Origin of the sequence: Microbacterium sp. Ru50 (genome assembly GCF_002920555.1) — a bacterium.
GTDB classification, from domain to species: Bacteria; Actinomycetota; Actinomycetes; order Actinomycetales; family Microbacteriaceae; genus Microbacterium; species Microbacterium arborescens.
Map to the genome: position 1 here is coordinate 1,077,308 of NZ_PQSV01000001.1, position 25,852 is coordinate 1,103,159.

Consider the following 25,852-nt stretch of genomic DNA (forward strand, 5'->3'; position numbering starts at 1 on the left):
CGGTGAGCCTAGCCCCGCCGCTCCTGAACCGCGCGTCGCTCCCGTTCGAGCTGCTCGGTGAACATCGCGGCCACCACGAGGGCGACGCCCGCCCCCACCAGCATCCCCCCGACCGTGTCGGAGAGCCAGTGCGCGTGCACGACCGTGCGGCTGAGCGCCATCAGCACCGTCCACACGACCCCGATGATCGCGACCCAGATGCGCGGAAAGAGGATGACGGCGACGACGGCGATCGTGGCCGCATTGGCTGTATGCCCGGACGGGAATGAGCCGGCATCCGTCGTGACGAGGATGTCTTCGGGTCGCGATCTGTCCACGAGGTGCTTGATCAGCTGCACCACGAGCGCGCTCAACGCCGATGCCACCAGGAAGTAACCCGCAGCCCAGGGCCGGCGCAGCACGATCAGCGCCACGGCGACCGCGATCGGGATCGCGAACACCCCCACCCACGTCCCGCCGATCCGGTTCATCACGAGCCCGAACACGAGTCCGACCGCCCCCGGATCGGCCGGCAGCGTCTCGTTCCACCACCGATCGACGGCGAAGGGCTGGCCCAGCTGCGTGAACAGCCACCACCCCAGCAGCGCGCCCGCCACCATCAGGACGATTCCGATGGCGGCACGGCGCGGCCAGAGTCGGCGGGGGTCGGTCGGCGGGGCGTCGTTCATCGGTCCATTGTGTCGGCGTTGGCCGATTCGGCTCCGCCCCTTGCGCCGGAAGCGTCGATCAGGGAGAGAGCTGCGGAACGCTGCGCGGGCGCACGACGAGCCACAGCGAGAGGACCGCCACCACGGCGCACCCCGCCATCACCGAGGCCATCGTCGTGGCAGTGATGCCCGAGCCGCCCGAGATCCACGCCGCGAGCGGCGAGATGAAGCCGGCGACGCCGAAGTTGACGGCGCCGATCAGCGATGCCGCGGTTCCGGCGGCGCGGCCGTGACGGTCGAGAGCGAGCACCTGCACGCAGGGGAAGGTGAAGCCGCACGCCGTGATGAAGAAGAACAGCGGCACGACCGTGCCCCACAGGCCCAGCCCCAGCTGGTCGGTGACGATGATGGCGGCCCCCGCGATGACGAGCACGGCGGTCGAGACCGCCATGACCCACTGCGGGCCGAAGCGGGCGGCGAGCCGCGACGCCGTCTGCACGCCCAGGACGACGCCGAGCGAGTTGACGGCGAACAGGACGCCGTACTGCTGCGGATCGAAGCCGTAGGTCTGCTGGAAGAGGAACGACGACGACGACAGGTACGAGAACAGTCCGCTGAAGGTCATGCCGCCGATGATCAGCACACCGATGAAGATGCGATCGCTCAGGACGCTGCGGTAGCGCTGCCACACCGTGGCGGAACCGCTGTCGCGGCGGCGCGCCTTGGGCAGGGTCTCGGGCACGAGGAAGAGCGAGGCGATCAGCATCACCGCGCCGTACGCGGCGAGCACGACGAAGATGCCGCGCCAGGGCATGACCGTCAGCAGGCCCGAGCCGACGAGCGGGGCGGCGACCGGGGCGACACCGGAGACCAGGGCGAGTCGGCTCAGCATCACCACGAGCCGGCGTCCGCCGAACAGGTCGCGGACGATCGCCATCGCGACGACACCGCCCGCGGCCGCGCCGATGCCCATGAAGACCCGAGCCGCACTCAGCAGCTCGAGGGTCGGGGCGATGGCGGCGGCCGTGCTCGAGAGCACGTGGAGCGCGGTCACGCACAGCAGCGGGACGCGGCGCCCCAGCTTGTCGCTGAGCGGGCCGACGATGAGCTGCCCCAGCGCGAAGCCGACCATCGTTCCGGTGAGCGTGAGCTGAATCGCCGCCGCCGTCGTCTGGAAGTCGGCTTCCAGCGCGGGGAAGGCGGGAAGGTAGAGATCGATCGTGAAGGGCCCGAGCGCCGTCAGCGCGCCGAGCAGGATGATGTAGATGACGCGGCGCGAGGTCGGGATCGCGTCACCCGGATGCAGCATGATGGGCGCCGTGGCGGGGTTCGAGCCCAGCGTGCGGATCGCCCCGGTGGCGGAGGAGGAATGATGGGGAGGAGTTTCGGGCACGTCTTCTTCGTTTCGTGGCAGCAGCGTTTTCGAGCGACCTTCTATCGTAACCCGCGCCCGATTCGCGTCGTTCGCGCCTCTCAGCCGATTCACCATTCACGCGCATAGGCTGGCTCCGCGCCGCGCGCGCTCCGACACTCCCCTTGCCCCCGAACCGAGGTCACAGCAATGACTCCGTCCGCCGACAAGCGAACGAGCGGCAATCCTGCCGCCCAGGCCCAGATCAACCTCACCGTCAAGCAGCAGCGCGAGCAGCAGAAGCAGGCCAAGCTCGCCGAGTACCAGAAGCAGCTGGCGAAGCGACGTCGCAGCAAGCTGACCTGGTGGGTCGTCGGCTCGACCGCCGCGGTCGCCGTGGTGGGCCTCATCGCCGCGTCTGTGGTCCTCGCGCCTCGGCCCGTCACGTACGAGGCGGGCAACAGCACGGGTCGCGAGATCCCCGGCGTCGAGACGTTCCAGAACATCACGACGCACGTCGAGGGCACCGTCGAGTACCCTCAGAACCCGCCGGCCGGTGGCGAGCACAACCCGTACTGGCTCAACTGCGGCGTCTACACCGAGCCGCAGGCGAACGAGAACGCCGTCCACTCGATGGAGCACGGCGCCGTCTGGATCACGTACGACCCGGCCCAGGTCTCGGATGCCGACATCGAGACCCTCGAGGGCTACATGCCGAGCACGTACGCGCTGCTGACGCCCTACCCCGACATGGACACCCCCATCGCCGTGAGCGCCTGGAACGCGCAGCTGAAGGTCGACTCGGCCGATGACGAGCGCATCCGCGACTTCTTCACCGAGTACTGGCGCAGCCAGAACGTCCCCGAGCCGAACGCGATCTGCTCGGGCGCGATCGACGGGCCCGGCAAGGCGTGACCTACGACCTCGCGGTGGAGACCGAGTCGCAGGGCTCGGTCCCGCAGCCCACCGGCCTGCGCTGGTGGGCGGTGCTCCTCATCGTCCTCGCGGTCGCGGGGGCGGCGTTCGCCGTCGGGCGCTTCTCCGCCTTCGGCACCTCCCCGTCGGTTCCCGGCAACTCCTCCCCCGAGGCCGGCTTCGCCCGCGACATGCAGGTGCACCACACGCAGGCGATCGAGATGGCGATGACGATCTATCGCAAGACCGAGGACGAGGGCATCCGCACGCTCGCGTTCGACATCGCCACGGCCCAGGCCGGCCAGCGCGGAGAGTTCTACGACTGGCTCGTCCAGTGGGGGCTGCCGCAGGCATCCACCGCTCCCCTCATGCAGTGGATGGTCGGGCACCCCGCTCACAACCACGGGACTCAGGCGCAGCAGCCGAGCGACGAAGAGCTCCGCGCCGAGATGGGCATGGCCACGCCCGCTCAGCTGGCGCAGCTGGATGCCGAGACCGGCGTCGCCGCCGACTGCACGTTCCTCGGCCTCATGATCCGCCACCACCAGGGGGCCATCCCCATGGCCCAGGCCCTCGTCGACCTCGGCAGCGACCCGCGGGCCGTTCAGGTCGCCGGCGGCGTCATCGAGACGCAGAGCGCCGAGATCGACCTGATGCGCTCGATCCAGCAAAGACTGGGGTGCGAGGGCTGACAGCCCCCGCACCCCAGCGGCATCCGCTCCTCCCGATCAGCCCTTCGTCGCACCTGCCAGCAGGCCGCGCACGAAGAAGCGCTGCAGCGCGAAGAACACGATCAGCGGCACGATGATCGAGATGAAGGTTCCCGCCGACTGCAGGAACCAGCGGTTGCCCCACGTGCCCGACAGCGAGTTGAGCGCCTGCGTGATCGGCAGAGCTCCCGGCGACGCGAAGATCGTCGCGACCAGCAGGTCGTTCCACACCCACAGGAACTGGAAGATCGCGAACGACGCGATCGCCGGAGCTGCCAGCGGGACGATGATGCGGAAGAAGACCTGCCCGTGGCCGGCGCCGTCGACCCGCGCCGCCTCGATGATCTCTCCCGGGATCTCGGCGATGAAGTTGTGCAGCATGAACGTCGCCAGCGGCAGGGCGAAGATCGCGTGGGCGATCCAGACGCGGGCGAAGCTGTACTGCACCTCGTTGAGACCGAACCCGGGGAAGATCGGCACGTCGTTGATGGTCAGCCCCTCCGAGAAGAGGCTGAGCAGCGGTACGAGCGCCATCTGCAGCGGCACGATCTGCAGCGCGAAGACGAACACGAACAGCGCGCTGCGGCCCTTGAAGTCGATCCACGCGAACGCGTAGGCGGCAAGGGCTGCCATCACGATCGGGAACACCGTCGCGGGGATGGTGATCGCGAGCGAGTTGATGAACGCCGAGGCGAGCGTCGTCGACGTTCCTCCGGCCGTCAGCGCCTCGGCGTAGTTGTCGAGGGTGAACTCCGGGTTGGCGAAGACGGTCCACCAGCCGGTGGACTGGGTGTCGGCACCGGGCCGGAACGAGGTCACGAACAGGCCGAACGTCGGGATCGTCCAGAAGACGGCGATGATGACGGCCGCGATGGTCGCGCCCTTCGACGTCAGCTTCTTGTGGGCGATCGCCTCGTTTCGGCGTGTGTCGCGCGCCACCTGGCGCTTGGTGCGGGTGTCGACGGGCGCGGCCGGGGCTGCAACGGTCATCAGCGGATCTCCCTCTGCTTGGCCATCGATCGGGCGTTGTAGATGATCAGCGGCAGGACGAACAGGAACAGCACGACGGCGAGCGCGGACGAATGCCCGTAGCTCTGGAACCGCTGCTGCTGGTTGACCATCTCGAAGCCGAGCACGGTCGTCTCATCGCGGCCGCCGGTCATGACCGCCACGATGTCGTACACCTTCAGCGATGCGATCGTGATGGTCGTGAGCACCACGATCAGCGACGAGCGGATGCCGGGCACCGTGACATTGCGGAACCGCTGCCAGGCGTTCGTCCCGTCCAGCTGCGCCGCCTCGAGCTGCTCGGTCGGCACCGCCTTGATCGCGGCGGAGAGGATCACCATGGCGAATCCGGTCTGGGTCCAGATGAAGACCACCAGGAGCATGAGGGTGTTGATGACCGGCTTGATGGCGAGCCACTGGATCGGATCGCCGCCGAACGCCGTGACGATCGCGTTGAGCAGGCCGACCTGCTCCCCCTGCCGCGCGTCGTACATGAACTTCCAGATGATGCCGGCACCGACGAACGAGATCGCGACCGGCATGAACACGAGGACCTTGAGCACCTTCTCGCCGCGGGCGCGGTCGATGAACACCGCGTAGGCGAGTCCGATGGCGACCGAGATCGTCGGAGCGAGGAGCGCCCACAGGAGAGTGTTGACGACCGAGGCCGTGCCCGTCGGGTTCGTGAACACCCAGAAGTAGTTCTCGAGGCCCACGAACTGCTCGCCCGACTTGTCGTAGAACGACTTGAAGATCGTGGCGATGGCCGGGTAGATCAGTCCGAGCGCCAGCATGATGCTGGCCGGGGCCATGAAGAGGATGAGCTGGAACAGGTAGCCCGCGCCCTGACGCGACCGGAAGTCCGCGAAGAAGAGCAGCGCACCGACGAGCAGCGCGATCGCGACGACGTAGAGGACGGCGTTGGCGTAGGGGCGCAGCAGCAGGAACGCGAGCACCGGGATGACCAGGCACGCGACGAGCCGCATGATGAAGTAGCCGCGACCCGGCCGGGGCGCGTACTCGATGAGCACCAGGATGATGCCCACGACGAGCCCGAAGACCGCCAGGATCACGGGGATCTGGATGAGCGGGTTCATCGCGCCCAGCCAGAGGAAGAAGCTGTTGAGTGAGAACCCGATCGTGATGCGCGCCGATTCCTCGCTCGATCCGGTGAAGATCAGCAGCAGCAGGATGGCGACGATCAGGGCGAAGCCGACGGCGACGACGATCCGGGTGATCGACCTCCCCTTCGGATCGGTGGCATGGGTGGTGGTGGGAGGTTCGGTGTCGACAGGTCTGTCGACGGTCGTCTGCGACATGTGGATCCCCTTCTGAGTACAGCGGCGTACCCGGGCGGTACGGACGGGAGGAGCGGGGCCGGGCTTGTGCAGCCCGACCCCGCTCGGCTCAACCGATCGTCAGGCGACGATCAGTTCTCGTAACCGGCCTGGATGTCGGACAGGACCGTCTCGGTGTCCTTGCCGTCGATCCAGTCGACCATGCCCTTCCAGAACGAGCCCGAGCCCACCGTGGACGGCATCAGGTCGGATGCGTCGAAGCGGAAGACCGTGGTCTCGTCCTGCAGCGTCGTCATGGCTTCCTGGAGGAACTCGCTCGAGGCGAGCGAGGGGTCGGCGTTCTTGTTCGCCGAGATCACGCCGCCGAGCTTGACGCGCGCGTCAGCGAACTCGGGAGAGGCCATGAACTCGAGAACCTTCTGCGTCGACTCGTCGTCCGAGAACGCCGCGACGAACTCGCCGCCGCCCTCGACCTGGAGCTCGCCCTCGGTGTACCCCGGGGTCAGGAAGGCGTAGACGTCACCGTCGGGAGCGACCTCGGGGGTCGCGCCGTCGGCGGTCTGCACGTCGAGGAAGTTCGCCGACAGGAACGAGGCCTGGTGCGTGAGCGCGCAGTCGCCGCTCGCGACGGCCGCGGCGACGTCGCCGAACGCGGTCGAGTTGATGCTCTTCACGTCGCCGTAGCCCGCGTTGACGTACTCGGGGTTGAGCAGGATCTCGCCCACCGCGTCGAACGCCGACTTGATCTGAGGATCGGTGAACTTCACGTCACCGGCGACCCACTGGTCGTAGACCTCGGGACCGGCCTGACGCAGGACGAGGTCCTCGACCCAGTCCGTTCCCGGCCAGCCGGAGGCGGCGTCGGAGGCGAAGCCGGCGCACCACGCGGGCCCGCCGGTCGTCTCGACGATCTTGTCGGTGAGGGCGATCATCTCGTCCCACGTCTTGGGCACTTCGACGCCCCACTCGGCGAACTGCTTGGGCGAGTACCAGACGTAGCCCTTCAGGTTCGCGAGCATCGGTGCCGCGTAGAAGGTGTCGTCGAACGTTCCGTACTTCTTCCAGTCCGGCGACCAGTTCTCGTCGACCGCGCTCTCGACGGCCTCGGATGCGGGCAGCACCTTGCCGGTCTCGACGAGCGTCTTCAGCAGACCGGGCTGCGGGACGATCGCGATGTCGGGGGCGTCGCCACCGGTCACCTTGGTGACGATGTTGCCCTCGAAGGACTTGTCGCCGGTGTACTCGACCTTGATGCCGGTGTCCTCGGTGAACTGTGCGAACGACTCGTTGAGCGCGTCAGCCTCACCACCGGTGATTCCGCCCGAGATGCGGACGGTCGTCTTCGCGTCGCCGCCGCCGTCGCCGCCGCCTTCGCCGCCACCTTCGGCGCACCCAGCCAGCACCAGTGCTGCCGCGCCCATGAGAGCGACGGGGGCAAGAAGACGGTATCGCTGTGACAATGCCATGTACTTCTCCTCTATCGGGATCATCGTTCACCCAGAGGAGCCTTGTCCGCATCCATTGGGGAACCGATTCCAGGACAACCTACTGTCCCGCCGAGTCCGGCACAACTAGCGGAATATCACGGAATGACAACCATCACCTGTGGTAATGCACCTGTTCGTGGGAGCGCTCACACGGGACGGGCCTGGAACCGGTTCCCGGTCGCGCGGGAAAGCGCTACGCTCTGGTGGGAGTCCCCCGGCAGGTCTCCCGAACGGACGAGGAGGTCCCATGAGCACCATCGCCGACGTCGCCACCCGAGCAGGTGTGTCCAAGGCGACGGCGAGCCGAGCCCTCTCCGGCCGGGGATACGTGTCGGAGGAGACCCGCCAGCGGGTCGCCGCGGCGGCCCAGGAGCTGTCGTACGTCGCCCATTCCTCTGCCATGAGCCTCGCGACCGGTCGCACCCAGACGGTCGGCGTCGTCATGCCGCATGTCAGCCGCTGGTTCTTCGGGGAAGTCCTCGAGGGCATCCAGGCGGCACTTCTCGAGCACGGCCTCGACCTCACCCTGTACGACGCCCGACCGGGAACCGAGACCCGGCGGCGGGTGTTCGAGGACTTCCTGGCCCGTCGACGCTTCGACGGTGTCATCGCGGTAGGCCTCGAACCGGCCGAGAGCGAGCTCGACGCACTGCTGGCGCTGGGCAAGCCCGTCGTCAGCGTCATCGGCACCGAGGGCGACACGAGCCTCGTCACGCTCGACGACGCGCACGCCACCGCTCTCGCGACGGCGCACCTCGTCGAGCTCGGGCACCGCCGCATCGCGTTCCTCGGCGGCACCGATGCGACCCGCTGGCCGCACGTCGAGTCCGAGCGCTACGCCGGCTATGAGTCGGAGATGCGCCGCGCCGGCCTCGCGGCGGAGATCTCCCGCGTGCCCGCGGAGCTCTCGATGCCCGCGGGCTACGCCGCCGCCGTCGACCTCCTGAGCGACCCGGCATCCCGGCCCACCGGCATCGTGGCGGCCTGCGACGACGTCGCGATCGGCGCGATCATCGCGGCCCGCCGCCTCGGCATCCTCGTCCCCTCCGCCCTGAGCGTGGTCGGCATCGACGACCACGTGAACGCCGAGATGTTCGCCCTGACGACGCTGCGACAGGTGCCCCACGAGCAGGGCCGGGCCGCCGTCGAGCTGCTCCTGCGCCACATCGAGGACCCCGAAGCCGACACGGTGACCATGCGCATCAAGCCGCGGATGGTGGTGCGGGGGACGACGGCGGGAGCCCCCGGACACAGCTCCGTCGCCGTCCGGGACTCGACCCTCTCCCGCCGCGACTGAGTTCGGCGCGTCGGGCCCGGCACGACCGGGAGATACGACGACGGCCCCGGATGCAGCATCCGGGGCCGTCGTGCTGCTCTCGAGTGAGAGCGGGGAATTACTTGAGGGTGACCGTCGCGCCGGCCTCTTCGAGAGCGGCCTTCGCCTTCTCGGCGGTCTCCTTGTTCGCGCCCTCGAGGACGGCCTTGGGAGCACCGTCGACGACAGCCTTGGCCTCGCCCAGGCCCAGCGAGGTGAGCTCGCGGACCGTCTTGATGACCTGGATCTTCTTGTCGCCGGCAGCCTCGAGGATGACGTCGAACGAGTCCTTCTCTTCCTCGGCCTCAGCGGCACCAGCGCCACCAGCGGCGCCGGCGACGGCGACGGGGGCAGCAGCGGTGACGTCGAACTTCTCCTCGAACGCCTTCACGAACTCGCTGAGCTCGACGAGGGTCAGGCCGGCGAACTGCTCGAGCAGCTCCTCGGTGGAAAGCTTCGCCATGATGTATCTCCTAGATAGATGGGGTTGGTGTAAGAGCTCGCCTGTCGCTCACGCGGCGTCGGCGGTCTCCAGCTTTTCGCGAAGCGCGTCGATGGTGGCGGCAGCCTTGCCCATCGTCGCCTTCATCATGCCCGCGGCCTTGGCCAGCAGAACCTCGCGGCTCTCGAGCGAGGCGTACTTGTTGACCTCGTCGGCGGTGAGGGCGTTGCCCTCGAAGATGCCGCCCTTGATGACGAGGAGCGGGTTGGCCTTGGCGAAGTCACGCAGAGCCTTGGCGGTGGCGACGAAGTCGCCGTGCACGAACGCCACGGCCGAGGGACCCTTGAGGTCCTCGTCGAGCGACGTGATCCCCGCGTTGTTCGCGGCGATCTTGGTCAGCGTGTTCTTCACCACGGCGTAGTTCGCGTCCTGACGGATGCTGTTGCGCAGCTGCTTGAGCTGGGCCACCGTCAGACCGCGGTACTCGGTCAGCAGAACGGCAGTCGAGTCCTCGAATGACTTCGTGAGCTCGGCGACCGATGCGTCCTTCTGCACCATGGTCACTCCTTGATGTGTGCCTGACGCCCCGCGGTGGCGGAGCGCCGGCCTCGACCAGCCCCGGACATGACAAAAGCTCCGGCGCAGAGGCACGGAGCTCGGTTCCCGAAGGAGAAGTTCAGTGTCACCTGCGCGGGCCCCTGCAGTGCAGAGCTTCGATCACGAGTGCGCTCACGCGCACACCGATGACCAGCGGTCTTTGGCTTACCCCCCACCATACCCCCATACCCCCCATCCCCCAAATTCCCCCCCGCCCCGCGCCGAGTGCACGGCATCCCGCCCACTGCACGGCACCGCAACGCAGGGTGCCCGTGCACTCGGCGCGAGCTCGTTCACTCGGCGCCGGCCGCGGGTTCTGCACATGTGGGGGGTGGGGTGGGGGTGTCCACACATGGGTGGGGGGAATGGGGGTGGTGGGGGGTGGGGGGTGAGCATGGGCGGGATGCGCAGACGACGAGGACCGGATGAGGTGCGGGCATTGCTCCACCGCCGACGCGACCTGCTTGAAGCCGGTGAGAGCGAACGCTCGATCGACCGTTCTGTGCGCGACGGTGTCCGGGTGCACGTGCGACGCGGCTGGTACGTCGACCGCGCCGCGTTCGACGAGCTCTACACCGAAGACGCGCACCTGCTCCATGTCATGGCGGTCGCGCACGAGGTCCGAGGCCACGCGGTCGTCTCACACGAGTCCGCCGCGGTCCTGCACGGCCTCGACCTCTATCGCGTCCGGCCGACCCGCGTCCACCTCACGACAGCCCCGGGCGCCCGGGTCTCCAGCAGTCCCGATACATTCCGCCACTGCACGCCTCTCGATGCGCATGACGTCGTCGAGGTCAACGGCATCCGCTGCACCTCCCTCGCGCGGACGGTCTTCGACGTCGCGCGCACCATGACTCCCGAGGCGGCACTCGTCATGGCCGACCGAGCCGAACGGATCTGGTGCGACCACACGGGCCACTCTCCCGACGGCTGGCGGATGGCCATGGCCGCTCGGATCGCCGAGGCGGGGGCGGCGCGAGGGATCAGGCGGGCTCGATGGGTGGCGGGCTTCGCCGACGGCCGGGCCGAGTCGACCCTGGAGAGCGTGAGCCGGTTCCGGCTGCACCAGCTCGGCTTCCGGTCGGTCCGGCTGCAAGTGCCGATCGCCGGCCCGCGCGGTGCGGGCTGGTACCGCGTCGACTTCGGCCTCGACGACGCCGATGCCTGGGGCGAATGCGACGGCGTCGGCAAGTACCTCGACCCGGAGCTCCGCTCCGCGGGCTCGGCGGAGAGGACAGTCCTCGAGGAGAAGCGCCGCGAAGACTGGATCCGGGGCACGACCGGACGCCGCCTCGTGCGCTGGGAGGCTCGACACGTCATCTCCCCGTCGGCCTTCGCCGCCCACCTCAGGGCATTCAACATCCACCCTCCCCACTGAGTGCACGGCTTGCCGCCGGGTGAACGAGACATCCTCGCGCGGATGCCGTGCAGTGGATGGGATGCCGTGCACTCGACCCCTACGCGAGGGGAGGGCACGCCGAGGGGCAAGGGCAGAGAGGTGGGGTGGGCGGGGTTAGGGTCTAAGGCGTGTCTCCCGAACTCGCTGCTCGCATCGTCGCGGATTCGCGCGACCGCGTGGCGTGGATCCGGGCGCGCTCGCGGGGCATCACGGCAACGGATGTCGCGACGCTGACGAGCCCCAAGGCGATCGCGCGCGCAGCCGACGCCAAGCTCATGGGCTCGGGATTCTCCGGCAACGCGTACACCGACCACGGCCGCCGCCGCGAGCCGGAGATCGCCGCGTGGGTCGCCGCGACGCACGGCATCCAGCCCTCCTCCGCGCTGTTCCACGCCGTGGTCGAGAAGCGTCACCTCGCCACTCCCGACGGGGTGATGGTGGATGCCGATGGCCGTGTCACCCTCGCTGAGATCAAGACCACGAACAAGAGCTGGCGGTCGATCCCTCGCACCTATCTGCGTCAGGTGTGGTGGCAGCAGCACGTCCTCGGCGCCGAGCGCACGCTCGTGGTGTGGGAGCAGCACGACGGTTTCGTCCCCATCGACGATGAGCCCCGCTGCGCGTGGGTCGACCGCGATGAGCGAGAGATCCGACTGCTCGTGAACCTCGCCACCGAGCTCATCGACGAGCTGTACCGCCGCACCATGCAGCGACGCGCGGCCGAGGCGCCCCGCGTCGCAGCGGCGCATCCGCGCGAGCCGTACCGCGCCCTCGCCCTGAGCGACTGACTCGACCCGCACGCCCGGAGCACACAGCCCCGCGGTCACCGCCCCGCGGTCACCGCAGCGGCGTGACGACTTTCGCTTCGGCGTCCCACAGGCGCAGCCCCGTCAGCTCACCCTCGATGGTCGACGCACCGACGATGCCGAGTGCGCGGCCGACCTGTTCGGCCGTCATCCGGCGAGCGAGCGTCATGTGCGGCGTCCACCGGTCCTTCGCCGTGACGGCATACCGAGCCGGCGGGGGTCCGACGAGGTCGACGATGTCGGCGTGCAGCCGCAGCAATGCGGCGCTCATGACGACGGGCCGAGCCAGGACGAACCGCTCGCCCGCGGCGAAGACGACCGCTCCCCCGAGCCGGCACTCCACCGGCAGCGCGCCACCCGCTCGCGCGAGCTCGCGCACCGCATCCTCCGGGAGGTCGTCTCGAACGGCGAGCGTCACGTGCGGACGATTCGAGTCGGACGGATGCCGCCCGGCGCTGGGCAGATCGGCGTCGATGAGCCGCTGCCAGTCCGCCCGGACGGCGGCATCCACGACGTCGTCCGGAAGCGACTCGATACTGAACATCCCGCCATCCTTCCGCCTCACGCGTCGCACCGGGAATAGTTGACGTAGCTCAACGATTGAACATATAGTTGACCGATCTCAACGGTTGACTTTCGTCAACCAGTTACGCCGCTCCCGCGGCTATCGAAGTACCGTCCACCGACGATCCGCGCCAGCGCAGCCGCGTCCGTCCGAATCCCAGGAGGACCCATGTCCGCTCCCGCATCCGCTCCGCCCGAGGGGAAGAACATGTCGCGCCGCGGCGTGCTCGAAGCCCTCTCGGGCCTCCTGCTCGGCATGTTCGTGTCGATGCTCGCCTCGACCGTCGTCTCGACGTCGCTCCCGGTCATCATCCACGACCTCGAGGGCACCCAGGCCGCCTTCACGTGGGTCGTCACGGCGACCCTGCTGACGACCGCCATCTCGACCCCGATCTGGGGCAAGCTCGCCGACCTCACCAACCGCAAGGTGCTCTACCAGCTCGCGATCGTCATCTTCGTGCTGGCCACCGCCGCTGCCGGCTTCTCGCAGTCCCCCGAGATGCTGATCGCCTTCCGCGCGGTGCAGGGCATCGGCGCCGGCGGCCTCGCCGCCCTCAGCCAGGTGCTGATGGCCGACATCATCAGCCCGCGCGAGCGCGGTCGCTACATGGGCCTCTTCGGCGCCGTCATGGCCGTCGCCACGATCGGCGGCCCGCTGCTCGGCGGCGTCATCACCGATGCCTGGGGCTGGCGCTGGAACTTCTTCGTCGCGCTTCCCGTCGCCGTGGCGGCTCTGCTGATCGTGCAGCGCACGCTCCACATCCCGGCCCACCCGCGCAAGGAGACGCGCATCGACTACCTCGGCATCGTGCTGCTGTCGGCGTCGGTGTCCCTCCTGCTCATCTGGGTGACCCTTGCGGGCGACTCGTTCGAGTGGATGAGCGTCGAGACGCTGCTGATGGTCGGCGGCGCCCTGATCGGCGCGGTGCTCTTCGTCATCACCGAGCTCAAGGTGCGCGAGCCGCTCGTGCCCCTCACGCTCTTCCGCAACCTGACCTTCACCCTCTCGGTGATCGCGTCGATCGCGACGGGCATCGCCATGTTCGGCGCCTCGGTGTTCCTCAGCCAGTACATGCAGCTCGCCCGTGGAGCAACCCCCACCGAGGCCGGCCTCATGACCATCCCGATGATCGGCGGACTTCTCGTCGCCTCGATCGGCGTGGGCGCGCTCATCACGCGGACCGGACGCTGGAAGCCGTTCCTCATCGTCGGCGCGCTGCTGCTGATCGGCGGGGCGAGCCTGCTGTCCACGATCCACTACGACACCGACTTCACCCTCGTCTCGATCTACATGGCGATGCTCGGTGCGGGCATCGGCATGACGATGCAGAACCTCGTGCTCGTCGTGCAGAACACCTCTCGCCCCACCGAGATCGGTGTCGCGAGCTCGGGTGTGACGTTCTTCCGGAGCCTCGGCGGCACGATCGGCGTCTCGGTCATGGGAGCCGCGCTCGCCTCGCAGGTCACGACGCTCGTCAGCGATCGGAAGGACGACATCCAGGCCGCGCTGGTGTCGCTCGGCGATCAGGCCCCGACCTGGGCCGCGCAGCTGCAGTCGGGGACGCTCCCCCAGGTCTCGGCGATGCCCGAGGCGCTGCGGATCGTCTTCGAGGACATCTACGCCACCGGCATCTCGCACTCGTTCCTCATCGCCGTGCCGTTCGCGGTCCTGAGCCTCATCGCGATCGTGTTCCTGCCGAACAAGCCGCTGACCACGATGACCACGACCGAGCGCCTGCAGGCGGGCGAGGCGGACTTCGCCACGGTGTCGGTACCCGAGGGCATGAGCGCACTCACGGCGACCGGAGCCGTCCGTACGGATGCCGCCGACGGCGATGCGCCGATCGACGCCGAGACCCGCCGCTCGGCTCGCTAAGGTGATCGGGATGCCCGAGCAAGAGTCCGCCGAGTCCCGGGGGTGCACCGCCCCCGGGGCTCCCGGCCCCTGGGCCGCGGTCTTCGACGACGAGCGCACCGCGGCCGTCCGAGCCCTCGAGCTCGAGTTCGGCGAGCTTTTCACGCACGTCCGGCGCCTCTTCGCCGAGAACGCCGATCGGCTCAGCCCGGGGATGCTTCCCGGCGCATACAAGGTCTTCACGACGATCGCACGCCGCGGCGAGATCACCCTCTCCGCTCTCGCCGAGACCCTGCATTCCGACAAGGGTCAGATCAGCCGAACGGTGCGGGAGCTCGAAGAGCTGCAGCTCGTGCAGCGCACGCCCGACCCCGCCGACGGCCGGTCCAGCCTGCTGTCGGCCACCCCCGACGGCATCCGACGGCTCGACGCCGTCCGCGCCCCGCGCGAGAACTCGCTTCTGAACGCGCTGGAGTCGTGGCACGTCGACGACATCCGGGAGCTCACCCGCCTGCTCCACGCCCTCTCGGCATCCGAGGCGCCCGACTGACCCGCCTCGGCTCCGCGGGCCGGCGTTGCACGCGCGCGAGCTTCTCCCCTCGGTGACCGCTCCGTAACACGGTCGAGACAATGTCACGATTGACTGAGGTCGACCGAGCATCATCGCCGCCGACGCCGGCGGCGTGAGGAAGGAGCGACGGATGAGATTCCGGCCGCTGCGCACAGCAACCGCCTCCCAGCCGACGACGCCGGCCGAGACGCCGCCCGAGACCATGCGAGCGGTCGTGTTCGACGAACCCGGTGCACCCGAGGTTCTCCGTGTGACCGATGTTCCCGTACCCTCGCCCGCCCTGAGCGAGGTGCTGGTGCGAGTGGTGGCCGCCGGTGTGAACCCCATCGACGCCAAGACGCGGCTGGGACGCGGGGTCGCCGGGCTCATCGATCGCTGGCCGAGCACGCTCGGCTTCGACTTCAGCGGCGTCGTGGTCGCGAGCCCGTTCGAGACCCACGACCTGCAGCCGGGCACGGAGGTCTTCGGCATGGTGCCGTTCCCGCGGTCGGGCGGCAGCTACGCCGAGTACGTCGTCGTGCCGTCGCTGTCCGTCGCCCGGAAGCCCGCGAGCCTGTCGCACGTCGAAGCTGCGGGGGTTCCCCTCGCCGCGCTCACCGCGTGGGGGCTGGTCGTCGAGACCGCTCACGCGCACGAGGGGCAGCGGATGCTGATCCACGCCGGGTCGGGAGGCGTCGGCCACTTCGCCGTGCAGCTGGCCGCCTACTTCGGTGCGCAGGTGACCGCCACCGGCTCGGAGCGGAACCTCCCCTGGCTGCGCGAGCTCGGCGCCTCGGTCGCGATCGACTACGCCACGACGCGCTTCGAAAACGTCGTCGGCGAGATGGACGTCGTCATCGACCTCGTGGGCAACGTGCACGACGACACCGGCTCCCGCTCGCTCGGGGTCCTGCGTCCGGGCGGTCTGTATGTGATGGTTCCGACCGGCGGGTGGCCGGGGTACGGCGAAGCCGCCGCTGCCGCGGGCGTTCGGGCGACCGGATACAAGGTCATCCCCGACGGCAGCGTGCTGGCGACCCTCGGGCGGTTGCTCGACTCCGGCGCCATCCAGGTCTTCGTCGACAGCGTGCACGACCTCTCCGATGTCGCAGCCGCCCACGTCGAGGTCGAGCGGGGTCACTCCCGCGGCAAGGTCGTCCTCACGGTCGCCGAGACCTGAGCCCCGCCCTGCCGGGCCGGGCCCGGTGAGATTTCACCGACCACGCACCCGCGCACCCACCACGTACCGTCATAGCGACACTCTCGCGACGAGCGTGCACTCTCGGCGAACCGAGCTCGAGTCAGACGACGGGTTCGAGCACGCGCCGGGCCTCTGCGACGAGCTCGTCGGCGACGGCGTCGAGGAGCGGGGAGGCGAGGTTCCACTGCTGCCAGTACAGCGGCACGACGATGTCCTCTCCCCCGAGCCGGACCAGCTCGCCCCGTGCCACGTGGGCGCGCGACTGCAGCGTCGGCAGGAGCGCCCACCCGAGGCCGAGCAGCACGGCGGTCGCGAAGTCCTGCGAGGCCGGCACGCGGTGCCGCGGCGGCGCGGCGGAGTCCGCACCCGCACCGCGCAGCCACCGGGTCTGCAGCTCGTCGCGGCGGTCGAAGTCCACGACGGGCGCTGCCGCGAGGCCGGCGCGATCGGGTCCACCACCTCCCCCCTCGGCGAACCATCGACCCGCGAAAGCGGGCGTCGCGACCGCCTCGTACCGCAGCGCGCCGAGCGCCGACACCCGGCATCCCGCCACCGGTGCCCGACGCGAGGTGACGGCGCCCATGACCGTTCCACTCTCGAGGAGACCCGCGGTGAAGTCCTGGTCGTCGCGATGCAGGTCGAACACGACATCCCGAGCGGACGCGACCCGGGCCAGCGGCGGCAGGAACCACGTCGCGAGCGAGTCGGCGTTGACCGCGAGCGGAACGCTCGTCACCTCGTCGTCGATCCCATCGAAGGCATCGCGCTCGAGGAGGGCGAGCTGGCGGGCGTAGCGCACGAAGCGGTGCGCCGCCTCGGTCGCGCGCGCCGGTTTCGACCTCACGAGCAGCACCTGCCCGGCGATGCGCTCGAGCGCGCGGATCCGCTGGCTCACCGCGGACGGCGTGATGTGCAGCCGGCGCGCGGCGGCGTCCAGGCTCCCCTCGTCGAGGATCACCGCGAGCGTCTCGACCAGATCGACGGGCACACGCATCTTCAGCTGCGCTTCACCAAGTGAAGTTCCATGAACTGGACTGTAGCGTCCGCCGACCCTAGCGTCGACTCGTGCTCTCCGCTTCCTTCTCGGGCCTCGGCCTCGGCCTGTCGCTCATCGTCGCCATCGGCGCGCAGAACCTGTTCGTGCTGCGGCAGGGCATCCGGCGGGAACACGTCCTGCTCGTCGCAACCATCTGCGCCGTATCCGACGCCGTGCTGATCGGCGCGGGGGTGACCGGCCTCGGCCTCCTGGTGGAAGGCATGCCGTGGTTCGTACCCGTCGTCCGGTGGGCCGGTGCGGCGTTCCTTCTCGCCTACGGCCTCCTGGCTGCCCGCCGCGCCTGGCGTCCGAGCGGACAAGCCCTCGACGCGCACGCGGCGACCGAACGGCCGGCGCCGGCACGCCGCACCACCGTCGTGCTCACGTGCCTCGCGCTGACCTGGCTGAATCCGCACGTCTACCTCGACACCGTCTTCCTGCTCGGGAGCATCGCCGCCACCCACGGCGACGACCGGGTCTGGTTCGCCGTCGGGGCGGTGGCGGCGAGCGTCCTCTGGTTCTTCGCGCTCGCCTTCGGCGCGCGGCTTCTCGGCCGGGTGCTCGCGACCCCGCGGGCGTGGCGGGTGCTCGACGGTTTCGTCGCCGTCGTCATGATCCTCCTCGCCGTGAGCCTTGTCTGGCCGTGAGGCAGGATGAGGGGATGCGAAGCGTTCGCGTGATCGTCGAAGGCCGCGTTCAGGGCGTCGGGTACCGCTACAGCCTGCTGCTGGAAGCCGACCGGCGCGCAGTGGCGGGCTGGGTGCGCAACCGGACCGACGGTTCGGTCGAGGCCGTCCTGGAGGGCACGGATGATGCTGTCGACGCGGTCCTCGCCTGGATGGCGGAGGGCCCTCCCGGAGCCCGGGTCGGCGTGGCCCGGGTGACCGACGCGCAGCGCGTCGGCTCGACGGGCTTCGAGGTGCGCGACACCCACTGACCGCAGCCGCGCCGCCGCGTTGCCGCGGTGCCGGCCGTGCGTCAGCAGTCCGGCAGCCCGGCCGCGAGCTCGCGCAGCACCTCCGCCGCGTCATCCCGGCGGGCGAGACCCGCCGCCTGCCCCGCCCACAGCGATGACAGCTCAGGATCTCCGCCGGCTGCGGCACGGAAGACTCCCGTCAGCCAGTTCTGCGCAGGGAAGGGAGCGATCACCCCGCTCGCCTCGATGTGGCGCAGGGCGCGATTCGGGATGCCTCGCGCGAGGCGCCCGCTCATCGCACGCGTGAGCACCGTCGAGGTGTCGTCGGCACCGGCGATCGCGGCGCGATGGCCGTCGGATGCGGCCGACTGCCGCGTCCGCAGGAACGCTGTCCCCACCTGCACCCCCGCGGCCCCGAGGGCGAGCGCGGCAGCGACGCCCCGCCGATCGGCGACGCCGCCCGCGGCGACCACCGGCACGGAGACGGCATCCGCGACCTGGGGCGTGAGAGCGAAGGTCCCCACGAGGGAATCCTCCGGGGCCGCGAGGAACGACACGCGGTGGCCCGCGGCCTCGGCGCCGCTCGCGACGATGACGTCGACACCGCCGGCCTCGAGCGCACGCGCCTCGGCGACGGTCGTGGCGGTGCCCATCACGCGGATGCCGAGCCGATGCGCATCGGCGACGACGCTCGGTGCCGGCACCCCGAAGACCACGCTGAGCACCGCCGGTCGCGCCTCCCAGACGGCTGCGAGCTGTTCCTCGAGCGGCGGCAGGAAGCGTTCTGGCAGCTCGGGGACGGCCGCGCCCGCGGCGGTGTAGAGCGGTCGCAGCGCGTCGCGCGAGGGCGCGGCGTCCACGCGGTCCGGGGTGACCTCGTCGCCGAGCGGCAGCCAGAGGTTGAGTGCGAAGGGGCGAGCCGTGCGCTCTCGTATCGACGCGACGGTCTCGCGGATCCGCGTGCCGTCGTAACCGTAGAGGCCGAACGATCCGAGCCCGCCGCCCTCGCTCACCGTGGCGGTCAGCTCCGCCGACGACAGGCCCCCGAAGGGGCCGAGCACGATGGGCAGGTCGATTCCGAGCAGATCGGTGAGGGAACGCCGCATGAGCCGACGCTAGCGCGTTGCGCGCGAGGCCGGAACGACGAACGGGGCCTCACCTGAAGGCGAGACCCCGTTCGTGCGAAGCGCGATCAGACGAGCGCGTTGACGTCCAGCGGGATGCCGGGGCCGAACGTGGTCGACACGGCGCCCTTCTGGATGTAGCGGCCCTTGGCGCTCGAGGGCTTCAGGCGGACGATCTCCTCGACCGCCGCGTTGAAGTTCTCTTCGAGCTGCTCGGCCGAGAACGACGCCTTGCCGACGACGAAGTGCACGTTGGCGTGCTTGTCGACACGGAACTCGATCTTTCCGCCCTTGATCTCCTCGACGGCCTTGGCCGGGTTGGGGGTCACGGTGCCGGTCTTGGGGTTGGGCATGAGGCCACGGGGACCGAGGACCTTACCCAGACGTCCGACCTGACCCATGAGCTCGGGCGTCGAGACGGCCGAGTCGAAAGCGGTCCAGCCGCCCGCGACCTTCTCGATGAGCTCGGCGCCGCCGACCTCGTCGGCACCCGCGGCGATGGCGGCCTCGGCGGCCGGGCCCGTCGCGAACACGATGACGCGAGCGGTCTTACCCGTGCCGTGGGGCAGGATGACCGTGCCGCGGACCATCTGGTCCGCCTTGCGCGGGTCGACAGCGAGCTTCAGCGCGACCTCGACGGTCGAGTCGAACTTCTTCGAACCGGTGTCCTTCGCGAGAGCGACGGCCTCGGAGGAGCTGTAGAACTTGTCGCGATCGATCTTCGCCGCGGCTGCTTCGTAAACCTTGGACTTAGCCATTGTGTTCTCCCCCTCAGCTCTCGACCGTGATGCCCATGGAACGGGCGGTGCCGGCGATGATCAGCGAGGCGGCCTCGATGTCGTTGGCGTTCAGGTCGGGCATCTTGGCCTCAGCGATCTCACGGACCTGGTCCTTCGTGAGCTTCGCGACCTTGGTCGTGTGAGGCGTGGCCGAGCCCTTGGCGACTCCGGCGGCCTTCTTGATGAGCTCCGCGGCGGGCGGGGTCTTCAGGATGAAGGTGAAGCTGCGGTCCTCGTAGACGGTGATCTCCACGGGGATGACGTTGCCGCGCTGCGACTCGGTCGCGGCGTTGTACGCCTTGCAGAACTCCATGATGTTGACGCCATGCTGACCGAGCGCGGGGCCGATCGGCGGCGCCGGGTTGGCTGCTCCGGCGTTGATCTGGAGCTTGATCAGGCCGGTCACCTTCTTCTTCGGTGCCATTCGTTTTCCTTTCGTCGAGCGGATGCCGGCGGCATCCCTCTCCCGCACGCCCGGCATCTCCGAACGGCGGTTGTGTCGCGCGGGCGCGCAGGCGCCCGCAAACTCCCCAAGCTTACCGCATCCTCAGCAGGGCGGACGTCGGCGATCCTGGCCACGAGACGACGAAGCGCCCCGGCCACCGTGCGGCGGAGGGGCGCTCGTCGACGCGGGGTCGCGTTACTGCTTGGTGACCTGGTCGAACGAGAGCTCGACGGGCGTCTCGCGCTCGAAGAGCGACACCAGTACCGTGAGCTTGCCGCTCTCGGGCTTGATCTCGCTGATCGAGCCGGGAAGGCCGGCGAACGAGCCCTCCTTGATGGTGATGGTCTCGCCGATCTCGAAGTCGACCTCGGTGACGACGCTGCGCGTGGGGGCGGCGACGCCCTTCGCGGCGCCGGCCTTGGCGGGGGCCGCCTCCTTGACCTCGACGAGCGACTTCAGCATGTTGAACGCCTCGTCGAAGCGCAGCGGCGTGGGGTTGTGGGCGTTGCCCACGAAGCCCGTGACACCGGGGGTGTGGCGGACGACCGACCAGGTGTCTTCGGTGAGCTCCATGCGGACGAGCACGTAGCCGGGGATCCGGACGCGCGTGACCATCTTGCGCTGACCGTTCTTGATCTCGACGACGTCCTCCATCGGGACCTCGACCTGGTAGATGTCCTCTTCGACCTCGAGCGTCGACTTGCGCTGCTCGATGTTGGCCTTCACCTTGCGCTCGAAGCCGGCGTAGGAGTGGATGACGTACCACTTGCCCGGCAGCATGCGCAGCTCGGTCCGGAACGCCTCGTACGGGTCTTCGTCGTCGCCGACGGAGATCTCGATGCCGGCGGCGGCCTCGAACTCCGAGAGGTAGTCGACGGCTTCCTCGGAGACCTCGACGTCGGGCTCGGGACCGTCGTAGGGCTCGACCTCGTCGGCGGCCTCAGCGGCCTGCTCGGCGATCTCCTCCTCGAGGGAGTCGGTCAGCACCTCCGCAGCAGCCTCGGCCTCGGCGGTCTCGTCGATCTCGAGCGCGTCGTTGACGACAGCGTCGGCCTCGGGGTCGTCGATCTCCACACCGTCGAGGTCGGTGTCGTCCTGCTCGGCCTCATCGTCCACGACGTGGACGGCGGTGTGCTCGGCTGCGTCGGAGGCACGCTCCTGACCGGCCAGCACGTTGCCCTCCTGGGCTTCGTCGTCCTCGCTGGACTGCTCGGCGGCCGTAGCCCAATCGACGTCGTCGGGGATGCGTTCTGACACTGCGTTCTCTTCCATCGGTTGTCGGGATGCCTGCGCGGCAGGCATTCGCGGGTCGTGCGGGCTGGGCCCGTCGATCAGCCCGGGACGCCGAAGACGACGGTGGTGATCCAGACGAACAGGACGTCGAGGCCGTAGACGAGCGCCATCATGACGACGACGAATCCGAGGACCACTGCCGTGAACTTCACGAGCTCCTGGCGGGTCGGGGTGACGACCTTGCGGAGTTCGGCGAACACCTGGCGGATGAAGATGATGATCCGCGCGAAGATGTTCGGCCTCTTCTCGCGGGGCGCGCCACCTGCGGCGACGACTTCGCCACCCTCTTGGACCATCGAACCCACCTGATACCTTCCGTGTGCCGGCTGACGCCGACGCGCAGGGCGGACAGGAATCGAACCTGCAACCTGCGGTTTTGGAGACCGCTGCTCTGCCAATTGAGCTACCGCCCTAGAGATCCTTCGGACCCCGGGGTCTACGCCCGCATTCCTCCACAGCCGCCGAGTCTTCGACGCTTGGGCATGGCGAAAGAATGCAGATTTCGACTGCTCCTCTCAGTGTACGTCATGACTGCCGGGGTCGCGAACGTCGGCGCGGATTCGGCACGGACTCCTCCACTGGAGAGATACGGAGCCCGTTGCGCACAGGCGAAACTGCATTCGATGTGAATGTCGTAACCCGCTGCCATGATGGGAACATGACATCGAACGGCGACCATGGGCTCGGAGGCGAGGGCGCCTCGGGTGGGTCGCCGCACGCCGACGCGTTCTCGGTGTTCGCGGAGGCGCTCGATCTGGCTCATGCGTCTGATGTGGCGCGGGTTCGGGCGTTGGCGGAGCTGGGGTGGTCGGCGTTGCGTGAGGCGCGTCGTGACGGCGTGCGAGGCATGGCGTCGGACATGGAGCTGCGGTCGGTCGCGGCCGAAGCGGCCGGGATGGCGCGGCTGACGGATCGGCGGCTGCAGGGCGAAATCGATCACGCGATGGCCGTGATCGACGACTACCCGGCTGTGTTCGACGCGTGGGTGCAGCGGCGGATTGAACGCGGACACGTGGATGTGGTCGTGCGGGGGTGCCGGACGAGGTGCGCGATTCGTTCGCGGAAGCGGCGATCGCGGTGTGCGAGCGGGATGTGCCGTCCCGGGTGCGGGCTGCGCTGGACGCGTTGGCGGCCCAGCTTCACCCGCAGACGTTCACGGAGCGGCACAAGACGGCGGCGGCGGAACGATGCGTGCGCGTGTTCCACGGGTCCGATGGGATGTCGAACCTCGTCGCCAACATCCCGACGGTCATCGCCGCAGGGATGCTCGACCGGCTCACGCAGATGGGACAGTCCGTCAAGGACGCCCGGGTTGAGGGCGCTGACGGTGCGGATGCCGCCGGGGCTGTCGGAGTGCACGCTGACGCGGTTGCCAGCCCGGCGGGAACGGATGCCGCACCGGACGTCCGGACGATGGACCAGCTGCGGGCCGACATCCTCGGCGACCTCGTCCTCGGCGGAGCGCCGGTGGTCGACCCGACCTACGGCACCGACCGTGCCGGTGGACTCGGTGCCATCCGGGCACGCGTGCAAGTCGCCGTCACCGCCGAGACGCTGATGGGGCGCGATGACAACCCCGCCGAAGCTGTGGGCGCCGGGCTGATCGACTCCGACACGGCACGACAGCTCGCCGGGCAGGTCAGCGAATGGGACCGGCTGTTCATCGACCCCGTCACCAGGACCCCGGTCGAGATCGACACGTACCGGCCCACCGCATCGATGAAGAAACTCCTGATGGCCCGGGACCAGCACTGCCGGTTCCCCGGATGCCGACGCGCCGCCATCCGGTGTGAGATCGACCACACCATCGATCACGCCCTCGGCGGGCACACCCACATCTTCAACCTCGCCCACCTCTGCCAACGACACCACTCCATGAAGCAATTCACGAAATGGGAAGTCCGGCAGCTCGGCGGCGGAGTCCTGGAATGGACCTCACCCCTCGGACGGGCCTACCGCGAAGACGTACCCATACCCTCCGTCTGCTTCACTATCGACACAGCCGACCCGCCGCGCTCCCGCGCCGGAGCAGGCAAGCCACCCGGCGGGCCACCGCCGTTCTGAACCCCGGGGGTCGCGACTCCGCGCCCGCACCCCTCCCCCCGTCGGGGTGGCCCGTCAGCCGACACCGGATATGACGCGCGATTCTGGACGCGAGTCAGAAATGGCCCCTTACCGGGAACTGTTACGCTCTGCTGTCGCACCGAGGACGCCATCGGTGGTGCTTACCCGAGACGAAATCAGGCGGATGAATACCGGACGATCACAGCAGTTCCAGGTCGACCTTCGCGGCATCGTCGACCTCCTGAGTCGACACATCTATTCGGGTCCTCGCGTGTTCCTTCGCGAGCTGATGCAGAACGCCTGCGACGCGATCACCGCTCGCGCCGAGTTCGACGCGAGCACATCCCCGGCAGGGATGCCGCGCGAGTCGAGCGGCATCCGCATCACTCCCCTCAGCGACCGAAGCGACGAGTTCATCGTCCGCGACGACGGCATCGGACTCACCGCCTCAGAGGTGACCGACCTGCTCGCGACCGTCGGGCGCAGCTCGAAGCGCGACATCTTCGACCTCCCCAGGAGCGACTTCCTGGGGCAGTTCGGCATCGGGCTGCTGTCGTGCTTCATGGTGGCCGAGACGATCGTCATCCGATCGCGGAGCGCGCGCGGCGGCGCCGCCGTCGAATGGCAGGGCAACGCCGACGGCACATTCACGGTGCGGACGATTCCCGATGATCTCCCGGTCGGCACGAGCGTGCACCTGCGGCCGCGCCCAGGACAGCGCGATCTCCTCAGCACCCCCGCGACGGTCGAGCTGGCCGAGACTTTCGGGGAGTTCCTCCCCATCCCGGTGCGCGTCGACCTTCCCGGCGGCGGCGAGCAACTGACCACCCGCACGCCTCCCTTCCGTGCCGCCACGACCGGCATCGACGAGGCGGCCCGCTGGGCCTACGGGCGCGACCTGCTCGGCCAGGACCCGTTCGACGCGATCCCGTTGCACGTCCCGGGAACCGACACCGTCGGAACCGCATACGTCCTCCCCTACGCTCCCCCGCCCGGCGCCCGACAGGCCACCCGCGTCTACCTCGGACGGATGTTGCTGAGCGAGAACGCCGACGACATCCTGCCCGACTGGGCCTTCTTCGTCCGGGCCGTGATCGACTCCACGGCGCTCAGCCCGACCGCGAGCCGCGAGGCGCTGGTCGAGGACGATGCCCTCGAGCACACACGTCAGGAACTCGGAGCCGCGATCCGGCGCTGGGTGCTCGACCTCGGGCTGACCGAACCGCAGCGTCTCGCGCAGTTCGTCGCGGTTCACGAAGTCGCGCTCAAGTCGCTCGTGCGTCATGACGACGAGCTCGCCGCCTTCATCGTGCGTTGGCTGAGCGTCGAGACCACGCACGGGCGAATGCGGGTCGGCGACCTGATCGGCCGCTTCCCGCACCTTCGATACGTCGAGACGGTCGACGAGTACCGCCAGATCGCCGGCATCGCCGACCCCCGGCAGCCGCTCGTCAACGGCGGATATCTGTTCGACGCCGAACTGGTGCGCCTGCTCCCGCTCGTCTTCGACGGCGTCACCGTCGAGCACGTCGACCTCGCCGACGAGCTCGACCGGCTCGATCCGCCTCCACTCGACGACCGCGCCCGCGTCCTCGCACTCGAGGAGCGCGCGACCTCCGCCCTCTCGGCTGTCGGATGCAGGGTCGCGGTGCGCTCGCTCGACGCCGCCGAGATCCCGGCGGTCTACCTCGCGGGTGCCGAAGCGCTGCGGGCGATCGACCGCGGCCGAGCCCGATCGGTCGGCAGCCCGCTGTGGGGAAGCGTCATGGACCGCATCGACGCGACAGCCGAGAGGCTGCGCCCGGCCTCCTCCGAGGTGCCGTCCGGGAGTGTCCGTCTCTGCCTGAACTGGCAGAACTCGGTCGTGCGTTCGCTCCTGGACATCCCCGACGACCTCGCCTTCGCGCGCACGGTCCACCTCCTCTACGTTCAGGCGCTCCTCGCCGCCCAGCGCCCCCTCAGCGGCGACGACCGCGCGCTCATGATGGGCGCGCTCCATGCGCTCGTCGAACTCTCCGCGCGCCCGGCGTCCTGACCGCATCCCGCGCCT

Annotated in this window: 26 protein-coding genes and 1 tRNA gene; 12 read left to right on the forward strand and 15 right to left on the reverse strand. The window is 69.3% G+C overall.

What is annotated here, in order from left to right:
• Nucleotides 1-8: 8 nt before the first annotated feature.
• Both C3481_RS05150 and C3481_RS05155 read right to left on the reverse strand, forming a co-directional pair.
• Complete coding sequence (locus tag C3481_RS05150) at nt 9-668, reverse strand: phosphatase PAP2 family protein (RefSeq protein WP_088380838.1); 660 nt, start codon at nt 666-668, stop codon at nt 9-11.
• A gap of 58 nt (nt 669-726) precedes the next feature.
• Nucleotides 727-1,956, reverse strand: a complete 1,230-nt coding sequence (locus C3481_RS05155) for a multidrug effflux MFS transporter (protein WP_088380846.1) — start codon at nt 1,954-1,956, stop codon at nt 727-729.
• Nucleotides 1,957-2,208: 252 nt separating this feature from the next.
• On the opposite strand from C3481_RS05155, the gene C3481_RS05160 reads away from it, so the two are divergent.
• Together C3481_RS05160 and C3481_RS05165 are read left to right on the forward strand one after the other, a co-directional pair.
• The gene (locus C3481_RS05160; protein ID WP_023952017.1) at nt 2,209-2,913 is read left to right on the forward strand and encodes a DUF3105 domain-containing protein; all 705 of its coding nucleotides are present in this window, start codon (nt 2,209-2,211) and stop codon (nt 2,911-2,913) included.
• Entirely contained in the window at nt 2,910-3,605 is a 696-nt protein-coding gene (locus tag C3481_RS05165; protein WP_308457272.1) for a DUF305 domain-containing protein, read from the forward strand. The genes C3481_RS05160 and C3481_RS05165 overlap by 4 nt, the downstream gene beginning before the upstream one ends.
• A gap of 36 nt (nt 3,606-3,641) precedes the next feature.
• On the opposite strand, the gene C3481_RS05170 is transcribed toward C3481_RS05165, so the two are convergent.
• From C3481_RS05170 to C3481_RS05180, 3 genes are all read right to left on the reverse strand, one after another.
• A complete protein-coding gene (locus tag C3481_RS05170) occupies nt 3,642-4,613 on the reverse strand; it encodes a carbohydrate ABC transporter permease (protein ID WP_023952021.1) in 972 nt (323 codons plus the stop codon).
• Nucleotides 4,613-5,950, reverse strand: a complete 1,338-nt coding sequence (locus C3481_RS05175) for a carbohydrate ABC transporter permease (protein WP_103841057.1) — start codon at nt 5,948-5,950, stop codon at nt 4,613-4,615. Before C3481_RS05175 ends, C3481_RS05170 begins: the two co-directional genes overlap by 1 nt.
• Nucleotides 5,951-6,060: 110 nt before the next feature.
• The gene (locus C3481_RS05180; RefSeq protein WP_023952025.1) at nt 6,061-7,395 is read right to left on the reverse strand and encodes an ABC transporter substrate-binding protein; all 1,335 of its coding nucleotides are present in this window, start codon (nt 7,393-7,395) and stop codon (nt 6,061-6,063) included.
• 268 nt (nt 7,396-7,663) lie between these two features.
• Between C3481_RS05180 and C3481_RS05185 the strand changes: the two genes are divergently transcribed.
• On the forward strand, nt 7,664-8,713 hold the full coding sequence (locus C3481_RS05185) for a LacI family DNA-binding transcriptional regulator (protein ID WP_023952027.1): 1,050 nt from the start codon (nt 7,664-7,666) through the stop codon (nt 8,711-8,713).
• A gap of 97 nt (nt 8,714-8,810) precedes the next feature.
• On the opposite strand, the gene rplL is transcribed toward C3481_RS05185, so the two are convergent.
• Together rplL and rplJ are read right to left on the reverse strand one after the other, a co-directional pair.
• Entirely contained in the window at nt 8,811-9,194 is a 384-nt protein-coding gene (rplL, locus tag C3481_RS05190) for a 50S ribosomal protein L7/L12 (protein WP_023952029.1), read from the reverse strand.
• Nucleotides 9,195-9,242: 48 nt separating this feature from the next.
• On the reverse strand, nt 9,243-9,731 hold the full coding sequence (rplJ, locus tag C3481_RS05195; protein ID WP_023952031.1) for a 50S ribosomal protein L10: 489 nt from the start codon (nt 9,729-9,731) through the stop codon (nt 9,243-9,245).
• Between the two features lie 442 nt (nt 9,732-10,173).
• On the opposite strand from rplJ, the gene C3481_RS05200 reads away from it, so the two are divergent.
• Both C3481_RS05200 and C3481_RS05205 read left to right on the forward strand, forming a co-directional pair.
• Nucleotides 10,174-11,148 carry a hypothetical protein gene (locus tag C3481_RS05200; protein WP_146053619.1) on the forward strand — a complete coding sequence of 325 codons (975 nt, stop codon included), beginning with the start codon at nt 10,174-10,176 and terminating at the stop codon, nt 11,146-11,148.
• 149 nt (nt 11,149-11,297) lie between these two features.
• Nucleotides 11,298-11,957, forward strand: a complete 660-nt coding sequence (locus tag C3481_RS05205) for a YqaJ viral recombinase family protein (protein ID WP_064955975.1) — start codon at nt 11,298-11,300, stop codon at nt 11,955-11,957.
• A 49-nt stretch (nt 11,958-12,006) separates the two neighbouring features.
• Here the strand turns inward: C3481_RS05205 and C3481_RS05210 are convergent, their stop codons facing one another.
• The gene (locus C3481_RS05210) at nt 12,007-12,519 is read right to left on the reverse strand and encodes a 2'-5' RNA ligase family protein (protein WP_023952035.1); all 513 of its coding nucleotides are present in this window, start codon (nt 12,517-12,519) and stop codon (nt 12,007-12,009) included.
• Between the two features lie 189 nt (nt 12,520-12,708).
• On the opposite strand from C3481_RS05210, the gene C3481_RS05215 reads away from it, so the two are divergent.
• From C3481_RS05215 to C3481_RS05225, 3 genes are all read left to right on the forward strand, one after another.
• The gene (locus C3481_RS05215; protein ID WP_258039016.1) at nt 12,709-14,415 is read left to right on the forward strand and encodes an MDR family MFS transporter; all 1,707 of its coding nucleotides are present in this window, start codon (nt 12,709-12,711) and stop codon (nt 14,413-14,415) included.
• 10 nt (nt 14,416-14,425) lie between these two features.
• Nucleotides 14,426-14,944 (forward strand): MarR family winged helix-turn-helix transcriptional regulator, encoded by a 519-nt coding sequence (locus C3481_RS05220; protein ID WP_023952037.1) that lies wholly within the window; start codon nt 14,426-14,428, stop codon nt 14,942-14,944.
• Between the two features lie 151 nt (nt 14,945-15,095).
• Nucleotides 15,096-16,124 (forward strand): NADP-dependent oxidoreductase, encoded by a 1,029-nt coding sequence (locus tag C3481_RS05225; RefSeq protein WP_103841061.1) that lies wholly within the window; start codon nt 15,096-15,098, stop codon nt 16,122-16,124.
• Between the two features lie 121 nt (nt 16,125-16,245).
• Here the strand turns inward: C3481_RS05225 and C3481_RS05230 are convergent, their stop codons facing one another.
• The gene (locus C3481_RS05230; RefSeq protein WP_103841063.1) at nt 16,246-17,139 is read right to left on the reverse strand and encodes a LysR family transcriptional regulator ArgP; all 894 of its coding nucleotides are present in this window, start codon (nt 17,137-17,139) and stop codon (nt 16,246-16,248) included.
• 71 nt (nt 17,140-17,210) lie between these two features.
• Here C3481_RS05230 and C3481_RS05235 point away from each other — a divergent pair, with 71 nt between their 5' ends.
• Both C3481_RS05235 and C3481_RS05240 read left to right on the forward strand, forming a co-directional pair.
• Nucleotides 17,211-17,828: a LysE/ArgO family amino acid transporter gene (locus C3481_RS05235; protein WP_103841065.1), complete on the forward strand. Its 618-nt coding sequence runs from the start codon at nt 17,211-17,213 to the stop codon at nt 17,826-17,828.
• Between the two features lie 14 nt (nt 17,829-17,842).
• Nucleotides 17,843-18,118 (forward strand): acylphosphatase, encoded by a 276-nt coding sequence (locus C3481_RS05240; RefSeq protein WP_103841067.1) that lies wholly within the window; start codon nt 17,843-17,845, stop codon nt 18,116-18,118.
• A 41-nt stretch (nt 18,119-18,159) separates the two neighbouring features.
• On the opposite strand, the gene C3481_RS05245 is transcribed toward C3481_RS05240, so the two are convergent.
• The 6 genes from C3481_RS05245 to C3481_RS05270 form a co-directional block, all read right to left on the reverse strand.
• Nucleotides 18,160-19,203, reverse strand: a complete 1,044-nt coding sequence (locus C3481_RS05245) for a nitronate monooxygenase family protein (protein WP_023952046.1) — start codon at nt 19,201-19,203, stop codon at nt 18,160-18,162.
• Nucleotides 19,204-19,289: 86 nt separating this feature from the next.
• Nucleotides 19,290-19,979: a 50S ribosomal protein L1 gene (rplA, locus tag C3481_RS05250; protein WP_023952048.1), complete on the reverse strand. Its 690-nt coding sequence runs from the start codon at nt 19,977-19,979 to the stop codon at nt 19,290-19,292.
• A 13-nt stretch (nt 19,980-19,992) separates the two neighbouring features.
• Nucleotides 19,993-20,424: a 50S ribosomal protein L11 gene (gene rplK / locus C3481_RS05255; RefSeq protein WP_023952050.1), complete on the reverse strand. Its 432-nt coding sequence runs from the start codon at nt 20,422-20,424 to the stop codon at nt 19,993-19,995.
• Nucleotides 20,425-20,640: 216 nt separating this feature from the next.
• Nucleotides 20,641-21,702, reverse strand: a complete 1,062-nt coding sequence (gene nusG / locus C3481_RS05260) for a transcription termination/antitermination protein NusG (protein ID WP_023952052.1) — start codon at nt 21,700-21,702, stop codon at nt 20,641-20,643.
• A gap of 74 nt (nt 21,703-21,776) precedes the next feature.
• Nucleotides 21,777-22,034 carry a preprotein translocase subunit SecE gene (gene secE / locus C3481_RS05265; protein ID WP_023952054.1) on the reverse strand — a complete coding sequence of 86 codons (258 nt, stop codon included), beginning with the start codon at nt 22,032-22,034 and terminating at the stop codon, nt 21,777-21,779.
• Between the two features lie 44 nt (nt 22,035-22,078).
• Nucleotides 22,079-22,151: transfer RNA gene (locus tag C3481_RS05270), tRNA-Trp, on the reverse strand.
• Nucleotides 22,152-22,782: 631 nt separating this feature from the next.
• On the opposite strand from C3481_RS05270, the gene C3481_RS05275 reads away from it, so the two are divergent.
• The gene (locus C3481_RS05275; protein ID WP_103842025.1) at nt 22,783-23,802 is read left to right on the forward strand and encodes an HNH endonuclease signature motif containing protein; all 1,020 of its coding nucleotides are present in this window, start codon (nt 22,783-22,785) and stop codon (nt 23,800-23,802) included.
• Between the two features lie 184 nt (nt 23,803-23,986).
• Nucleotides 23,987-25,837, forward strand: a complete 1,851-nt coding sequence (locus C3481_RS05280) for an HSP90 family protein (RefSeq protein ID WP_023952058.1) — start codon at nt 23,987-23,989, stop codon at nt 25,835-25,837.
• The last annotated feature ends 15 nt before the right edge of the window (nt 25,838-25,852 follow it).

What these genes read in the sequence shown, in the direction of transcription:
- C3481_RS05150 (WP_088380838.1), bottom strand. Translation starts at nt 668, where the DNA reads ATGAACGACGCCCCGCCGACCGACCCCCGCCGACTCTGGCCGCGCCGT.
- C3481_RS05155 (WP_088380846.1), bottom strand. Translation starts at nt 1,956, where the DNA reads ATGCTGCATCCGGGTGACGCGATCCCGACCTCGCGCCGCGTCATCTAC.
- C3481_RS05160 (WP_023952017.1), top strand. Translation starts at nt 2,209, where the DNA reads ATGACTCCGTCCGCCGACAAGCGAACGAGCGGCAATCCTGCCGCCCAG.
- C3481_RS05170 (WP_023952021.1), bottom strand. Translation starts at nt 4,613, where the DNA reads ATGACCGTTGCAGCCCCGGCCGCGCCCGTCGACACCCGCACCAAGCGC.
- C3481_RS05175 (WP_103841057.1), bottom strand. Translation starts at nt 5,950, where the DNA reads ATGTCGCAGACGACCGTCGACAGACCTGTCGACACCGAACCTCCCACC.
- C3481_RS05180 (WP_023952025.1), bottom strand. Translation starts at nt 7,395, where the DNA reads ATGGCATTGTCACAGCGATACCGTCTTCTTGCCCCCGTCGCTCTCATG.
- C3481_RS05185 (WP_023952027.1), top strand. Translation starts at nt 7,664, where the DNA reads ATGAGCACCATCGCCGACGTCGCCACCCGAGCAGGTGTGTCCAAGGCG.
- rplL (WP_023952029.1), bottom strand. Translation starts at nt 9,194, where the DNA reads ATGGCGAAGCTTTCCACCGAGGAGCTGCTCGAGCAGTTCGCCGGCCTG.
- rplJ (WP_023952031.1), bottom strand. Translation starts at nt 9,731, where the DNA reads ATGGTGCAGAAGGACGCATCGGTCGCCGAGCTCACGAAGTCATTCGAG.
- C3481_RS05200 (WP_146053619.1), top strand. Translation starts at nt 10,174, where the DNA reads ATGCGCAGACGACGAGGACCGGATGAGGTGCGGGCATTGCTCCACCGC.
- C3481_RS05210 (WP_023952035.1), bottom strand. Translation starts at nt 12,519, where the DNA reads ATGTTCAGTATCGAGTCGCTTCCGGACGACGTCGTGGATGCCGCCGTC.
- C3481_RS05215 (WP_258039016.1), top strand. Translation starts at nt 12,709, where the DNA reads ATGTCCGCTCCCGCATCCGCTCCGCCCGAGGGGAAGAACATGTCGCGC.
- C3481_RS05220 (WP_023952037.1), top strand. Translation starts at nt 14,426, where the DNA reads ATGCCCGAGCAAGAGTCCGCCGAGTCCCGGGGGTGCACCGCCCCCGGG.
- C3481_RS05225 (WP_103841061.1), top strand. Translation starts at nt 15,096, where the DNA reads ATGAGATTCCGGCCGCTGCGCACAGCAACCGCCTCCCAGCCGACGACG.
- C3481_RS05230 (WP_103841063.1), bottom strand. Translation starts at nt 17,139, where the DNA reads ATGCGTGTGCCCGTCGATCTGGTCGAGACGCTCGCGGTGATCCTCGAC.
- C3481_RS05240 (WP_103841067.1), top strand. Translation starts at nt 17,843, where the DNA reads ATGCGAAGCGTTCGCGTGATCGTCGAAGGCCGCGTTCAGGGCGTCGGG.
- C3481_RS05245 (WP_023952046.1), bottom strand. Translation starts at nt 19,203, where the DNA reads ATGCGGCGTTCCCTCACCGATCTGCTCGGAATCGACCTGCCCATCGTG.
- rplA (WP_023952048.1), bottom strand. Translation starts at nt 19,979, where the DNA reads ATGGCTAAGTCCAAGGTTTACGAAGCAGCCGCGGCGAAGATCGATCGC.
- rplK (WP_023952050.1), bottom strand. Translation starts at nt 20,424, where the DNA reads ATGGCACCGAAGAAGAAGGTGACCGGCCTGATCAAGCTCCAGATCAAC.
- secE (WP_023952054.1), bottom strand. Translation starts at nt 22,034, where the DNA reads ATGGTCCAAGAGGGTGGCGAAGTCGTCGCCGCAGGTGGCGCGCCCCGC.
- C3481_RS05280 (WP_023952058.1), top strand. Translation starts at nt 23,987, where the DNA reads ATGAATACCGGACGATCACAGCAGTTCCAGGTCGACCTTCGCGGCATC.